This window comes from Streptomyces sp. NPDC041814 (assembly GCF_055590565.1).
Map to the genome: position 1 here is coordinate 777990 of NZ_JBVJAM010000001.1, position 14291 is coordinate 792280.

10 protein-coding genes are annotated in these 14291 nt (G+C 71.8%); 3 read left to right on the forward strand and 7 right to left on the reverse strand.

Going from position 1 to position 14291, the window contains the following annotated elements; all coding sequences use genetic code 11:
* Position 1 precedes the first annotated feature (1 nt).
* Positions 2-2875 (forward strand): hypothetical protein, encoded by a 2874-nt coding sequence (locus ACZ6C6_RS03550; RefSeq protein ID WP_469198652.1) that lies wholly within the window; start codon positions 2-4, stop codon positions 2873-2875.
* A 60-nt stretch (positions 2876-2935) separates the two neighbouring features.
* Here the strand turns inward: ACZ6C6_RS03550 and hemW are convergent, their stop codons facing one another.
* The 4 genes from hemW to lepA form a co-directional block, all read right to left on the reverse strand.
* Positions 2936-4168 (reverse strand): radical SAM family heme chaperone HemW, encoded by a 1233-nt coding sequence (hemW, locus tag ACZ6C6_RS03555; protein ID WP_469198654.1) that lies wholly within the window; start codon positions 4166-4168, stop codon positions 2936-2938.
* Positions 4169-4222: 54 nt separating this feature from the next.
* Positions 4223-6115 carry a SpoIIE family protein phosphatase gene (locus tag ACZ6C6_RS03560; protein ID WP_469199315.1) on the reverse strand — a complete coding sequence of 631 codons (1893 nt, stop codon included), beginning with the start codon at positions 6113-6115 and terminating at the stop codon, positions 4223-4225.
* 221 nt (positions 6116-6336) lie between these two features.
* Entirely contained in the window at positions 6337-8226 is a 1890-nt protein-coding gene (locus tag ACZ6C6_RS03565) for an AMP-dependent synthetase/ligase (RefSeq protein ID WP_469198656.1), read from the reverse strand.
* Positions 8227-8440: 214 nt separating this feature from the next.
* Positions 8441-10315 (reverse strand): translation elongation factor 4, encoded by a 1875-nt coding sequence (gene lepA / locus ACZ6C6_RS03570; RefSeq protein ID WP_026171536.1) that lies wholly within the window; start codon positions 10313-10315, stop codon positions 8441-8443.
* A 214-nt stretch (positions 10316-10529) separates the two neighbouring features.
* On the opposite strand from lepA, the gene rpsT reads away from it, so the two are divergent.
* The gene (gene rpsT, locus ACZ6C6_RS03575) at positions 10530-10796 is read left to right on the forward strand and encodes a 30S ribosomal protein S20 (RefSeq protein WP_018103239.1); all 267 of its coding nucleotides are present in this window, start codon (positions 10530-10532) and stop codon (positions 10794-10796) included.
* Positions 10797-11084: 288 nt separating this feature from the next.
* On the opposite strand, the gene holA is transcribed toward rpsT, so the two are convergent.
* Positions 11085-12080: a DNA polymerase III subunit delta gene (gene holA / locus ACZ6C6_RS03580; protein WP_469198659.1), complete on the reverse strand. Its 996-nt coding sequence runs from the start codon at positions 12078-12080 to the stop codon at positions 11085-11087.
* 83 nt (positions 12081-12163) lie between these two features.
* Between holA and ACZ6C6_RS03585 the strand changes: the two genes are divergently transcribed.
* Positions 12164-12409, forward strand: coding sequence for a hypothetical protein (locus tag ACZ6C6_RS03585; RefSeq protein ID WP_073965243.1), 246 nt, complete (start codon positions 12164-12166; stop codon positions 12407-12409).
* Positions 12410-12432: 23 nt separating this feature from the next.
* Here ACZ6C6_RS03585 and ACZ6C6_RS03590 read toward each other — a convergent pair whose 3' ends face one another.
* Together ACZ6C6_RS03590 and ACZ6C6_RS03595 are read right to left on the reverse strand one after the other, a co-directional pair.
* Positions 12433-13317 carry a YceI family protein gene (locus tag ACZ6C6_RS03590; RefSeq protein WP_469198661.1) on the reverse strand — a complete coding sequence of 295 codons (885 nt, stop codon included), beginning with the start codon at positions 13315-13317 and terminating at the stop codon, positions 12433-12435.
* A gap of 146 nt (positions 13318-13463) precedes the next feature.
* Positions 13464-14273, reverse strand: a complete 810-nt coding sequence (locus ACZ6C6_RS03595; protein ID WP_469198663.1) for an arylamine N-acetyltransferase family protein — start codon at positions 14271-14273, stop codon at positions 13464-13466.
* Positions 14274-14291: the final 18 nt, after the last annotated feature.

Genomic DNA, 14291 nt, shown 5'->3' on the forward strand with positions numbered 1-14291 from the left:
GATGGCACGCGAGGTCTGGCGGGACACTGCGGAGAACGAGGCGGCCTCCGCCGTCTTCCACTTCGTGCAGCAGCTCATCGACGGCTACCGCGCCAACCGGCCCGTGATGCCCCTGGTGGTCCTCCAGGCCGCCGACGCCGACGTACCGGCCGACGTGGACGCCCGGGTCGAGCAGATCGTGCGCCAGGTCCACCGGGCCAACCAGCCGCGCCGCGTCCCCCTGAGGCTGCTCGACGGGCACGGCGACTCCCCGTACGACGCGGCGCTCGACATGGTCCGCACGCTGACCGAGAGGCCGTGGGAGACCCGGGGCGGATCGCAGTACAAGCCGTTCACCTTCCCCCGGTCCCGGCTGCTCGGCGCCATCGAGCAGGCCACCGAGTCCGTGCTGCGGGCCCCGGAGCCGGGCTGTTCCCGGGACCGCCGGGACGAGCGGATCCTGGAGGAGCTGAGCGCGCTGCGCTGGCGGGCCGGACGGCGCGGCCGGGGCACCTGGTGGACGGCGCTGCGCGAGTCGGTGCGGCCGGAGACCTTCGTGGGGGCCGTGGTCATCGCGGTCCTGGGTGTGCTGCTGGGTGAGATCGGCTGGCTGCCGACCACGCTGGTGGCCGTGGGCGCGGTCCTCGGGCTCGCGGCGGTCCGGCTGGTGACGACGTCGGCGCCGCCGCTGCTGTGGCTGCGCCGGGCCAGCAAGTGGTTCGCCACCACGTCGTCATTGGCCGCCGCCAGTACCGGCTATCCCTCGGACGGCTGGTCCCGGCTCTCGCCCAGCGGTTCGTGGCGGGTGATCCGGGCGCGCGCCGCGGTGGTCGCGGGGCGGGTGGCCGACGCGGCGGCGGGCGACGAGCGGTCCCGCCAGTTCCACCTGGAGCTGAGGGTCCAGGCGCTGCTGGAGGACCTGCGCAACAACTACCGGCCGCACGCGCCGGACTGGCGGCGCGGCAAGCGCACCGTGCCGCCGGTGGTCTTCCTGCCGAGGGCCGTCCAGAGCAACGGCGGCATCCAGCTGATCAACGCCGTCAACAACGTCCGCTCGCGGCGCAGCGAGGTCGATCCGCTGCTGCTCCTCGCCTCGCTGCCGGCGGCCGAGATCCTGCGGCACACCCCGCCGCTGCCGCCCGACCCGCCTCCTGTGCACACGGGTGCGGCGCGGGCCCGGTACGAGGACTGGGTGGGCCATCTCAGCGTGGGCCAGTCGCCCTCGGGCACGGCCACGCCCGCGTGGGTGCTGCGGCTGCCGCTGTCGACGGCCCAGCTGACCCATGAGCACGCGCACGCGCAGCTGTCCACGCAGCGGGTGCGCAGGACGTGGGTGTGGTGGGTGATGTCCCGGACGACGGTCGCCTGCCTGGTGGCCGGCGCGCTGCTGGGCACGATGCTGCTGAGCAACCACCTGGCGAACCGTTACTGTCACGGTCCGCTCACGGACGTCGACACGGACTCGGTGCGGCTGGCGGGGCCGGGCGGCGGGGACAAGGAGTGCATCGGCGTGGCGACGTCCACCCGGGTGCGCTTCGCGGAGGGCAACGGCCTGGAGCTGGACGGGGCCGGGGCGGGGGTCACCTTCGACCGGATCGAGCGGGCGGTGTCCGAGGAGAACGACTCGATCGAGCCGGGCGACAAGTACGTCACGCTGATCTACGCGGGTCCGTTCACCGCCCCGTCCCCGGAGCGCACCCGCAAGGCCCTGGAAGAGCTGACCGGTGTCTACCTCTACCAGCACCACACCAACACGCTGGACTTCTCCGTGAAGCTGCGGGTGCTGACCGCCAACGGCGGGCAGGACATGCTCCAGCAGATACCCGCGGTGAAGAAGATCATCGAGGTGGCCGAAAGAGATCCCTCGGTCGTCGGCGTGGTCGGGCTCGGCCGTGACACCACCGACAGCCCGAAGGCCACCGCTCTCCTCCAGCAGGCGGGCCTGCCCGTGGTGGACACCACCAACTCGGGCGGCTATCTGGCGACGGACTACTCCAACTACTTCGGATTGGCGGCCACCGACCAGGAGCAGGCGGACGCGCTCGGCCTCGTCGCGAGGCAGGTGGCCGCCAGGGCGCGCAGCGGACACAAGCCCCGGGCCCTGGTCCTGTCGCGCAAGCTCGGCAACAACGACAAGGACCGCTACACGCTGGAGCAGCGCAAGGTGGGCAGCGCGATGCTGGAGGATTCGGGCTTCGAGCTGGCGGATGCGGAGGAGTACGACCTCGGCCGCCGCAGCAGCGCCGACCTGGACCGGCCGGTGCAGCGGATCTGCGCGGCGGACCCGGCGCCGGACGCGCTGTACTTCGCGGGCCGGGTCGAGGACGTCGCCAACCTGATGAGCCGGCTCGCCCACAGCTGTTCGCGCCGCCCCATCACCGTCTTCACGGGCGACGACCTGACCAAGGCCCGGCTCGACGCCAGCACGGACACCACGAAGAACGTCACGCTCTACCACTCGGCCCTCGCCCCGATGGGCCGCGGCCGCGCCGACGGCTTCTACGAGGAGTCGCACCGGGCGCTCGGGAAGCTGCTGCCCGAGGGCGTGACGCTTCCCCGCCTGCCGGAGTCGAAACCGTACGAGGACCCGCTCTTCGCGAGCGGCCAGTCGGTCATGTCGTACAGCGCCACGGCCGCGCTGTACGACGCGGCGAGCCATGGCGACGCGGTGAACAGCGCGGCGGAGACCTGGGCGAACCTGTACGCGGTGAACCTGCGGACGATGCCCACGGGGACGGTCACCTTCCGCGGCTTCATCCCGTACGAGGCCCAGGCGGGCCACGGTCTGGACATCGTGCAGATCACCTACCCGGACGGCCGGAGTCACGCCCGCGTCATCTGCGGCCGGGCGGCGGGGGCCCGGGCGCTGACACCGGCGGGCTGCCCGCTGAAGTGAGCCCCGCGTGCCCGGGGGCGTGCGGCTTGGGCTTCGTACGCCCCCGGGCGCGCGCCGCGCTCAGTCGACCAGGTCGCGCACCACCGCGTCGGCCAGCAGCCGCCCGCGCAGCGTCAGCACGGCCCGCCCGTCGGCGAACGGCGCCGGTTCCAGGAGTCCGTCGTCCACCGCCCGGCGGGCCGCCGCGAGGCCGGCGGGGGCCAGCAGGGAGAGCGGGCAGCCGTCCACGAGACGCAGTTCCAGCAGGATGCGCTCGACGCGGCGGTCCTCGGCGGACAGGATCTCGCGCCCGGCCCCCGGAGACCGCCCCTCGGCGAGCGCCTGTGCGTACGCCCCGGGATGCTTCACGTTCCACCAGCGCACGCCTCCAACGTGGCTGTGCGCCCCCGGGCCGGCACCCCACCAGTCGGCGCCCCGCCAGTACAGCTCGTTGTGCAGGCAGCGGCCCTCGGGGGTGCGGGCCCAGTTCGACACCTCGTACCAGGAGTAGCCGGCGGCGGCCATCGCCTCGTCCGCGATGAGGTAGCGGTCGGCGTGCGCGTCGTCGTCGGTCATCGGGATCTCGCCGCGCTTGATGCGACGGGCGAGGCCGGTGCCCTCCTCCACGATCAGCGCGTAGGCGGAGACGTGGTCGGGCCCGGCGCCGATGGCCGCGTCCAGGGACGCGCGCCAGTCGTCGTCGGACTCGCCGGGGGTGCCGTAGATCAGGTCCAGGTTGATGTGCTCGAAGCCGGCCGCCCGCGCCTCGGCCACGCAGGCCTCGGGCCGGCCCGGGGTGTGGGTGCGGTCGAGGATCTTCAGGACGTGCTGCCGGGCGCTCTGCATGCCGAAGGAGATCCGGTTGAAGCCGCCCTCGCGCAGCTCGGCCAGGTAGGCGGGGTCGACGGACTCCGGATTGGCCTCGGTGGTGATCTCGGCGTCGTCGGCGAGCCCGAACTCCTCGCGGATCGCCGCCAGCATCCGGACCAGGTCAGCGGCGGCCAGGAGGGTCGGCGTACCGCCCCCGACGAAGACCGTGCGGACCGGGCGCGGGTCGTCGCCGAGGACCTTGCGGGCCTGACGGACCTCGCCGGTCAGGTGCGAGGCGTAGTTGTCGCGGGAGGCCAGCGCACCGCCGGAGCCGCGCAGCTCGGTCGCGGTGTAGGTGTTGAAGTCGCAGTAGCCGCAGCGGGTCGCGCAGTACGGCACGTGCAGGTAGAAGCCGAGCGGGCGGCCGGCTGCGCCTTCCAGCGCATGGCGGGGCAGCGCCCCGTCGTCGGGCACGGGTTCACCATCGGGCAGTACGGAAGGCATACCGTCCATTGTCGCGCGCCGCCCGGGGAACGGACGCCATGCCCCGGACGGTCGCTACTCGGCCTGGAGCACCAGCAGAGCCAGGTCGTCGTCCGGCGGGCGCTCGGCGAAGTCGTGCACGGCGTGCTTGATGCGCTCCGCGATCTCCTCCGCGTTCAGCCCCGCGCACCCGGAGAGCGCCTTGGCCAGCCCGTCCCCGTCATCGAACATCAGGGCGCCCGAGCGCCGCTCCGTGACCCCGTCGGTCACGCAGAGCAGGCTGTCGCCGGGCGCCAGGTCGAAGCTCTGGGTCTCGTAGACGGCGTCGTCCATCAGCCCCAGCAGCAGCTGCGGCTCGGCGGCCGGCCGCACGGTGCCGTCCGGGCGCAGCAGCAGCGGCAGCGGGTGCCCGGCGCTGGCCAGGGTGCACCGGGCGCCGCCGCCGGGCAGCGGCACCAGCTCCCCGTACAGCAGGGACAGGAAGCGGGACTGCCCGCCGTTGTCCGCGGAGTGCTGGCCCCCGGCGGCGGCGACCATGAGCGCGGCGGCCTCGGCGGCCTCCATGGCGTCGTCCAGGAGCAGCCGGTTGAGCCGGACCAGGACCTCGTCGGCCTGGAAGCCCTCGCGGGCCAGCAGCCGCAGCCAGGGGCGGGCGAGGCCGGTGACGACGGCGGCCTCGGGGCCGCTGCCCTGGACGTCGCCGAGGACGAAGCACCAGCGGTCGCCGGGGCACGGGAAGATGTCGTAGAAGTCACCGCCGACGACGCCGTCGTCGCTCGGTTCGTAGACGAGGGAGCTGGCCACACCCGGTATCTCGGCGACCTTGCTGGGCAGCAGTCCGCGCTGGAGGATACGGCTGATGGTGGCCTGCCGGGTGTAGGCGCGGGCTGCGCCCACGGCGAGGCCGACCCGGCGCACGAAGTCCTCGATGAGGGCCGTCAGCTCATCGGGCAGCCGGTCGGTGGACTCACGGCCCATGAGCACGGCCCCGAGGGGGCGGCCGCCCGAAGTGATCCGGTAGGCGAAGGCGACGCCCTCCTCCTCGTCCGACGGCTCGCCGTCCTCCCCGCTGCCGGGCCACGGCATGGAGACGGCACCGCTGCCCACCCGCTCGGGCAGCCGCAGCGGGTCGCCCTCCAGCAGGGCGCGCAGCGTCCCGGTCCGCTCCTCGTCCACGTGCCAGACCTTGGCGAGGCGGGGGACGGCCGCGGGGCCGCCGCTCTCGGGCTCCAGCCAGATCGCGCACCAGTCGGCGAGGCGGGGAACGAGTAACTGTCCGGCGAGGGCCGCCACGATGTCCTCGTCCAGCTGCCCGGCCAGCAGGTCGGACGCCTCGGCGAGGAAGGAGAGCGCGCCGCGCCCGGCCCAGTCCCCGTCGTCGCGGGCGGCGCGCCGGGCGGTGGGGGCGAGCAGCTCCGCGGCGCGCAGCCCGCGGTCAAGCCCGGTCCCGCCGCGCCCCTCCGGGAACGGATTCCAGTCGTCCACGGGGAGCCGGGCCCAGATGGTCTTCGTACCGGTGCGGTAGGTGATGCCCCAGCGTTCGGAGAGGGCGGCGACGATGTCCAGGCCGCGCCCGTAGTCGGCGGGCTCGCCCACGCCCTCGGAGCTGTGCGCGTGGTCGCCGCGCACCGTGCGGCCGGGGTGGTGGTCGGAGACCTCCAGGACCAGGGCGGCCTCCTCGTCCTCGGTGGCCTCCTCCAGCCGGAAGAGCAGTTCGACGGCGGTGCCCGCGTGGACGACGGCGTTGGTCACCAGCTCGCTGACGATCATCGCGGCGTCCTCGGACAGCCGCTCGCTGAACCCGACCGCGGCGGGCAGGCCGAGCCCGGTCCACTCGTCCAGCGCGGCGGTGACGAACCGCCGGGCCGCCGCGGGCGCGAGGAGGTTGCCGGGCAGGCTGGTCCGGGCGACCGGCTGTGTGCCTGTGGCGGCGGTGGTTCCGGGACGCTGCACGATGTCCCGCTGCAAGGGAATGGACCCCACAGGGCGGCTCCTGACCTGTTCTCGCTCTGCCTGTTTCTCCGTGGTGCGCCGCTGACGACACGGACAGAGTGACAGATCGGTCCTTCACATACGCGCCGAGTTACCGAAGTGGGTGGTCAAGACGTTGCGGTGAGAACGCGCCGACCCCCCGCGCCGGAGTGCGCGGGGGGCTTTCGAGGGGCGTACGGAGGCGGCGCGGGCGCCGGTCAGGCTTCGCGGGAGCCCGCGTACATCTCCTCGATCAGGTCCTTGTAGGCGCGCTCGACCACCGGCCGCTTCAGCTTGAGGCTGGGCGTGACCTCGCCATGCTCGATGTCGAGGTCACGCGGGAGCAGCCTGAACTTCTTGATGGTCTGCCAGCGCTGAAGGCCCTCGTTGAGCCGCTTCACGTAGCCGTCGATCAGCTCGACGGTCTTCGGGGAGGCCACGACGTCCGCGTACGACTTGCCCTCCATGCCGTTCTCGGCGGCCCAGCCGAGGAGGGTGGGCTCGTCCAGGGCGATCAGCGCGGTGCAGAAGTTACGGTCCGCGCCGTGCACCAGGATGTTGGAGACGAACGGGCACACCGCCTTGAACTGGCCCTCGACCTCGGCGGGCGCGATGTACTTGCCGCCGGACGTCTTGATCAGGTCCTTCTTGCGGTCGGTGATCCGGAGGTAGCCGTCCACGGAGAGCTCGCCGATGTCGCCGGTGTGGAACCAGCCGTCGGCCTCCAGCACCTCGGCGGTCTTCTCCGGCAGCCCCTGGTAGCCCTGCATGATGCCGGGACCGCGCAGCAGGATCTCGCCGTCGTCGGCGATCCGCACCTCGGTGCCGGGCAGCGGTTTGCCGACCGTGCCGGTGCGGTAGCTCTCGCCGGGGTTGACGAAGGAGGCGGCGCTCGACTCGGTGAGGCCGTAGCCCTCCAGGATGTGGATGCCGGCGCCGGAGAAGAAGAGCCCGATGTCGGGGGCGAGCGCGGCGGAGCCGGAGACACAGGCGCGGAGCCGGCCACCGAACGCCTCGCGGATCTTGGCGAAGACGAGTGCGTCGGCGACCTTGTGCTTGCTGCCGAGCGCGAAGGGCACGGACGCCTTGCCGGTGCGCCGGAAGTTGTCCTGGGAGACCCTGGCGTACTCGCGGGCGACGCCGGCCGCCCACTGGAAGATCTTGTACTTGGCGCCGCCGCCCGCGCGCGCCTTGGCCGCGACCCCGTTGTAGACCTTCTCGAAGATGCGCGGCACGGCGGCCATGTAGGTCGGCTGGACGACCGGCAGGTTCTCGATGATCTTGTCGACGCGGCCGTCGACGGCGGTGACGTGGCCGACCTCGATCTGCCCGGAGGTGAGGACCTTGCCGAAGACGTGGGCGAGCGGCAGCCAGAGGTACTGGACGTCGTCCTTGGTGATCAGGCCCGTGGAGACGGTGGCCTTGGCCATGTACGACCAGTTGTCGTGCGGCAGCCGTACGCCCTTGGGGCGGCCTGTGGTGCCCGAGGTGTAGATGAGGGTCGCCAGCTGGTCGGAGGTGATGGCGTCGACGCGCTCGCGGACCGCCTCCGGGTTCTTCGCCAGGTGCTCGGCGCCCAGGGCCTCCAGCTCGGCCAGGGTGAGCACCCAGCCCTCGGGGTCGCCCTCGGCCGGACCGGCGCCCTCCGCGTCGATGACCACGACATGGGCCAGGTTCGGGAGCTCGGCGCGGCGCTCGCGGGCCTTGGCCAGCTGGACGGCGTCCTCGGCGATCAGGACCCGGCTCTCGGAGTCGGCGAGGATGAACGCCGACTCCTCGGCGTTGGTGGAGGGGTAGACCGTGGTGGTCGCGGCGCCCGCGCACATGACGCCGAGGTCCACGAGGATCCACTCGACCCGGGTGGAGGAGGCGAGGGCGACGCGCTCCTCCGGGTTCACGCCGAGCTCGATCAGCCCGGCGGCGACGGCGTACACCCGCTCGGCGGCCTGCGCCCAGCTGAGCGACTTCCACTCGTCGGGGCCCTCGCCGCCGGCCGGGGGCACGGGGTAGCGGTAGGCCTCCCCGTCCGGGGTGGCCGCCACCCGGTCGATGAAGAGGGTCGCCACGGAGGGCGGACGGTTATCGATCATGGTCTGTGTGTCGCTCACGACATCCTCCGGGCCTGCGGCGGTGGTGCTTGCTGCTGTCTGCGTCTGCGTGCTGCGATCCCGCTTGCTTAACTGGCGAGTAACTAAGAAGTCGTGATCAGGGTAGAGCGCCCGCGCGCCCCGCGTAAGAGGCAATCGGACGCCGCTTGATAACGAAGGGCCCCCGTGTCGCAGCGCGGCTGCGACACGGGGGCCCTTCGTCTGCCTGCGAGGACTACTTCTTGGCCTTGCCGTCCCCGGCGGACTCGTCGGTCGACAGCACGGAGATGAACGCGTCCTGCGGCACCTCCACGTTGCCGACCATCTTCATCCGCTTCTTGCCTTCCTTCTGCTTCTCCAGCAGCTTGCGCTTACGGGAGATGTCGCCGCCGTAGCACTTCGCGAGGACGTCCTTGCGGATGGCGCGGACGGTCTCGCGGGCGATGACCCGGGAGCCGATGGCCGCCTGGATCGGCACCTCGAAGTTCTGCCGGGGGATGAGCTTCTGCAGCTTGGCGACGAGGCGTACACCGTACGCGTACGCCTTGTCCTTGTGCGTGACCGCGGAGAACGCGTCGACCTTGTCGCCGTGCAGCAGGATGTCGACCTTGACGAGCTGGGCCGACTGCTCACCGGTGGGCTCGTAGTCGAGGGAGGCGTAGCCCCGGGTCTTGGACTTCAGCTGGTCGAAGAAGTCGAAGACGATCTCCGCGAGCGGCAGCGTGTAGCGGATCTCGACGCGGTCCTCGGAGAGGTAGTCCATGCCGAGGAGGGTGCCGCGGCGCTGCTGGCACAGCTCCATGATCGCGCCGATGAACTCGCTGGGCGCCAGGACCGTGGCCCGGACGACCGGCTCGTGCACCTTGTCGATCTTGCCCTCGGGGAATTCACTCGGGTTGGTGACGACGTGCTCGCTGCCGTCCTCCATCTCGACCCGGTAGACCACGTTGGGCGCGGTGGCGATCAGGTCGAGGCCGAACTCGCGCTCCAGCCGCTCGCGGACCACGTCCAGGTGGAGCAGGCCGAGGAAGCCGACGCGGAAGCCGAAGCCGAGCGCGGCGGAGGTCTCCGGCTCGTACACCAGGGCGGCGTCGTTGAGCTGGAGCTTGTCCAGGGCCTCGCGCAGGTCCGGGTAGTCCGAGCCGTCCAGCGGGTAGAGCCCGGAGAACACCATCGGCTTGGGGTCCTTGTAGCCGCCCAGCGCCTCGGTCGCGCCGTTGTTCAGCGAGGTGATCGTGTCACCGACCTTGGACTGCCGGACGTCCTTCACACCGGTGATGATGTAGCCGACCTCGCCGACGCCGATGCCGTCGGAGGGCGTCATCTCCGGCGAGGAGACACCGATCTCCAGCAGCTCGTGGGTGGCGCCGGTCGACATCATCCGGATCCGCTCGCGCTTGTTCAGCGAGCCGTCGACGACACGGACGTACGTGACGACGCCCCGGTACGAGTCGTAGACCGAGTCGAAGATCATCGCGCGGGCGGGCGCGTCGGCGTTCCCGACGGGTGCCGGGACGTCCCGGACGACACGGTCGAGCAGCGCGTCCACGCCCATGCCGGTCTTCGCGGAGACCTTGAGCACGTCCTCCGGCTGGCAGCCGATGAGGTGGGCCAGCTCCTCGGAGAACTTCTCGGGCTGGGCGGCCGGCAGGTCGATCTTGTTGAGCACCGGGACGATGGTGAGGTCGTTCTCCATCGCCAGGTAGAGGTTGGCCAGGGTCTGGGCCTCGATGCCCTGCGCGGCGTCGACCAGCAGGATCGTGCCCTCGCAGGCGGCCAGCGACCGGGAGACCTCGTAGGTGAAGTCGACGTGGCCCGGCGTGTCGATCATGTTGAGGACGTGGGTGCTGCCCTGGCCCTCACCGGTGGTCGGCGCCCAGGGCAGCCGGACCGCCTGGGACTTGATGGTGATACCGCGCTCGCGCTCGATGTCCATCCGGTCGAGGTACTGAGCGCGCATCTGCCGCTGGTCGACCACCCCGGTGAGCTGGAGCATCCGGTCGGCGAGGGTCGACTTGCCGTGGTCGATGTGCGCGATGATGCAGAAGTTGCGGATCAGCGCCGGGTCGGTACGGCTCGGCTCGGGCACGTGGAGAGGAGTCGCGGGCACGCAGGGTCCTGATTCTTGAGACGCCGGACGCCGTGTCTCGGGTCGGTTCGGGTCGGGGCGGATCTGTACGTAGCCTCCATCGTCCCACGCCTGCGGGGCGGCGACCGGTTTGGGCCGGTCGGACCGCTCCTGCTACCGTGGACAGCTGTGCCATGTGGCTCTCGGGCCACACGGACACACATCGAAGATCCAACGAACCTGAAAAGGCTCTTTCGTGGCGAACATCAAGTCCCAGATCAAGCGGAACAAGACGAACGAGAAGGCGCGCCTGCGCAACAAGGCCGTCAAGTCGTCGCTCAAGACCGCGATCCGCAAGGCCCGCGAGGCCGTCGCCGCCGGCGACGTCGAGAAGGCCACCGTCGCCGTGCGCGCCGCGTCCCGTCAGCTGGACAAGGCCGTCTCGAAGGGTGTCATCCACAAGAACGCCGCCGCCAACAAGAAGTCGGCGCTGGCCTCCAAGGCTGCCACCCTCCAGGGCTGAGCGATCTGATCCCACCGCCGGAACGGATCAAGCGGGCCCTCTACCCCGCTCCTGCCCGGCCCCCGCGCCGCACACCGAACCTGCGTTCGCCACGCGGGTGCGACGCACTCATCTTGAACCCGAAGGCCCCGCAGTCCTTTCCCCAGGACAGCGGGGCCTTCGGCATACGCGTCCGGGCCCACGCGGCAAACCCAGCCCGGGCGGCGCAACCAGCCCGTCCGGCGCTTGAGGACGCCCGAAGGTTCAAGCCTGTCCGGCGCTTGAGGAACACAAGCGCGGGCCCGCCCCCTACCGCGGGCTACGCCCGCCCCGCGCCGCACCCGCCACGGCCACCACCGCCTTCTCCAACGCGTACTCGGGGTCGTCCCCGCCGCCCTTCACCCCCGCGTCCGCCTCTGCGACCGCCCGCAGGGCCACGGCGACCCCGTCCGGCGTCCACCCCCGCATCTGCTGCCGCACCCGGTCGATCTTCCACGGCGGCATCCCCAGCTCACGGGCGAGATCCGCCGGCCGCCCGCCACGTGCCGAGGACAGCTTGCCGATCGCCCGGACCCCCTGCGCCAGCGCGCTGGTGATCAGGACGGGCGCGACCCCCGTGGACAGCGACCAGCGCAAGGCCTCCAGGGCCTCCGCCGCCCGCCCCTCGACCGCCCGGTCGGCGACCGTGAAGCTCGACGCCTCGGCCCGCCCGGTGTAGTAGCGCCCGACGACCGCCTCGTCGATCGTGCCCTCGATGTCCGCGACGAGCTGCGACACCGCGCTCGCCAGCTCCCGCAGGTCGCTCCCGATGGAATCGACCAGCGCCTGGCACGCCTCGGGCGTCGCGGACCGCCCGAGCGCGCGGAACTCACCCCGTACAAAGGACAGCCGCTCGGCCGGCTTCGTCGTCTTCGGGCACGCGACCTCGCGGGCCCCCGCCTTACGGGCCGCGTCGAGCAGCCCCTTGCCCTTGGCGCCGCCCGCGTGCAGCAGGACGAGGGTGATCTCCTCGACCGGGTCGTCCAGATACTTCTTGACGTCCTTGACCGTGTCCGCGCTCAGATCCTGCGCGTTGCGCACGATGACGACCTTGCGCTCGGCGAACAGCGAGGGGCTGGTCAGCTCTGCCAGCGTGCCCGGCTGGAGCTGGTCGGAGGTGAGGTCCCGGACGTCCGTGTCGGCGTCGGCGGCGCGCGCGGCCGCCACCACCTGCTGCACGGCTCGGTCCAGGAGCAGGTCCTCCTGCCCCACGGCGAGCGTGAGCGGGGCGAGCGGGTCGTCGCTGGAATTCTTTCTGGTGGCCATCGCCGTCCAGCATCCCACGGGCCACTGACAGGCCGGCCACGGCCGCCTCCGACGCACCCTCCCCCGTATCCGAGAATGAGCACGTGAGCGATGAGAGACACGTGCTGGTGCTGCCCGACCGCGATGCCGCCGAGGAGGCGGCGGAGGAACTCGCCGACCGCTTCGGCGTCACCGACGAACCACAGCTCGTGCGGGACGCGCTGGCCGGCGAGGACGACGCCGAGGACGCCCAGTGGCTGGTCGTCGTGGAGGACCCGGACCACCGTCTCGACCCGGCGGCGCTCGACGCGTTCGCCGCGGAGTACGAGGGGTGGCTGGAGGCTCCGTAGGAACGGACCCGCGGGGCCGGCCGTCAGCCCTTCGGGACGATCTGGACGTCCATCTCGATCGAGATGCTCGGGCCGACGACCGCGATGCCGCGCGCCAGCATCGTCTGCCAGGTGAGCGTGAAGTCCTCGCGGTGCAGCTGCGTGGTGGCGCGGCAGGCGGCCCGGGACTCGCCCTCCATGCCGTTGCCGAGTCCGAGGTACTGGGTGTCGAGGGTCACCGTACGGCTCACCCCGTGCAGCGTGAGCGCACCGCTCACACCCCAGCGGGTGCCGCCCCGGTGTACGAAGCGGTCGCTGTAGAACTCCAGCGTCGGATAGCGGCCGACGTCCAGGAAGTCGCTGGAGCGCAGGTGGTCGTCGCGCATCTGGACGTTCGTGTCGATCGACGCGGCGTCGATGATCACGTGCATCGCCGAGTCCTCCATGCGGTCGGCGATCCGCACCGCCCCGGCGAAGGTGTTGAACCGGCCGTGGATGCGGGCCATCCCGATGTGCCGGGCGGTGAAGCCGATCTGGGAGTGCATCGGTTCGATCTCCCAGTCGCCCGGTTCGGGCAGCTGCGGCGGGGCTGCGACCTGAAGGGTCACATCGCCGAGGCTCGCATGGCCGCCCTCGGTGACCGTGGCCGAACCGTGGAAGGGGGTGAACCCGTCCGCCGTGACGGCCAGCCGGTACTCCCCCGCCGGAACCGTGGCCATGACACTGCCGTACGGGTCGGTCTCGCCCCCGACCACCTTGCGCCCCACCCGGTCCGTCAGGACGAACTCCGCCTGCGTCACGGGCTCGTTGACCGGGTCCAGCACCCGGCAGCTGAGAACACCGGCCGAATCCGGCACCGCCAGTCCGGCGAAGGCATTGCCCCGAGCGGCACCCGTCGCTCCTTTGTTCCCGAACCAACGGCCGAACATCTCCACACACTCCCGGGCACTCGCTCACCTCGGGCCGGAGGGCAGACGTCGTTGTCGGAGCAGCGGCCCGCCGACGAGCATGCATTCGACCACCCTTGAGGCGTTCGAGGCAAACAGAGCGGCTGGCGCCGGCTTGGGCGCAGGTGTTACCGAAGGTCCGATTTTCCGGGCAGCCGGTCCAGGCGCAGGCCGAAGTGGTCCCGATAGGCGGCCAGCACCTCGGCGTCGCCGCGCAGTGGTTCCTCGTGCCGCTCCCCGCCCGCCGTCGTGAGGAGCTTGCGGCCGCTGAGGGTGATTCGGCCGTCGTCCGTACTGCGCGAGCACACCGGGGCCCGGGTGAAGTGGGAGTCGGGCGAGGTGCGGTGGTACCAGGCGCCCGCCCGGAAGTCGGCCAGCTCCCTCGGCCGCAGCTCCAGCCGGAACCGGGGCCCGTCGTCGCGGAGGACGTCGAGGTCCCCGAACTCCCCGCCACCGGTCGCGGCCGGGGCGATCCGGAAGACGCCGCCCGGGTCCTCCTGGTCGGCGCGGACGTCGAGCGCGAGCGGGTGCCTGGCGTGGTCGCCGAAGCCGACGTCGGCGAGCCACGGCCCGGTCCCGTCCTCCGTCTCGACGCGCAGCGCCAGATGGTCGTACGGAATGCCGAGCCGTCCCCCGTCGCCGTGGACCCGGGCCTGGAGGAGGGTGACGCGGAAGCCCAGTGCCCGCAGCAGCACGGCGAACGCCCCGTTGAGTTCGTAGCAGAAGCCGCCGCGCCCGCGGGCCACGATCTTGTCCAGGAGCGGTCCGTCCTCCAGCACGATGTCCTCGCCGAGGTGGATGGACAGGTTTTCGAAAGGCACGGCGACGAGGTGGCGCAGTTGCAGTTCACGCAGCGCCGAGGCGTCCGGGCGGGCGGGCCTGGCCGCCCCGATGCGGTCCAGATAGGCGTCGATGGTCTGCGGCAGCTGCGGGTCCATGGGGCCAGTCTGTGCCGC

Excerpts from the sequence above, each read along its gene's own strand:
- ACZ6C6_RS03550 (WP_469198652.1), top strand. The coding sequence starts at position 2 with ATGGCACGCGAGGTCTGGCGGGACACTGCGGAGAACGAGGCGGCCTCC.
- hemW (WP_469198654.1), bottom strand. The coding sequence starts at position 4,168 with ATGCCTTCCGTACTGCCCGATGGTGAACCCGTGCCCGACGACGGGGCG.
- holA (WP_469198659.1), bottom strand. The coding sequence starts at position 12,080 with ATGGCCACCAGAAAGAATTCCAGCGACGACCCGCTCGCCCCGCTCACG.
- ACZ6C6_RS03590 (WP_469198661.1), bottom strand. The coding sequence starts at position 13,317 with ATGTTCGGCCGTTGGTTCGGGAACAAAGGAGCGACGGGTGCCGCTCGG.
- ACZ6C6_RS03595 (WP_469198663.1), bottom strand. The coding sequence starts at position 14,273 with ATGGACCCGCAGCTGCCGCAGACCATCGACGCCTATCTGGACCGCATC.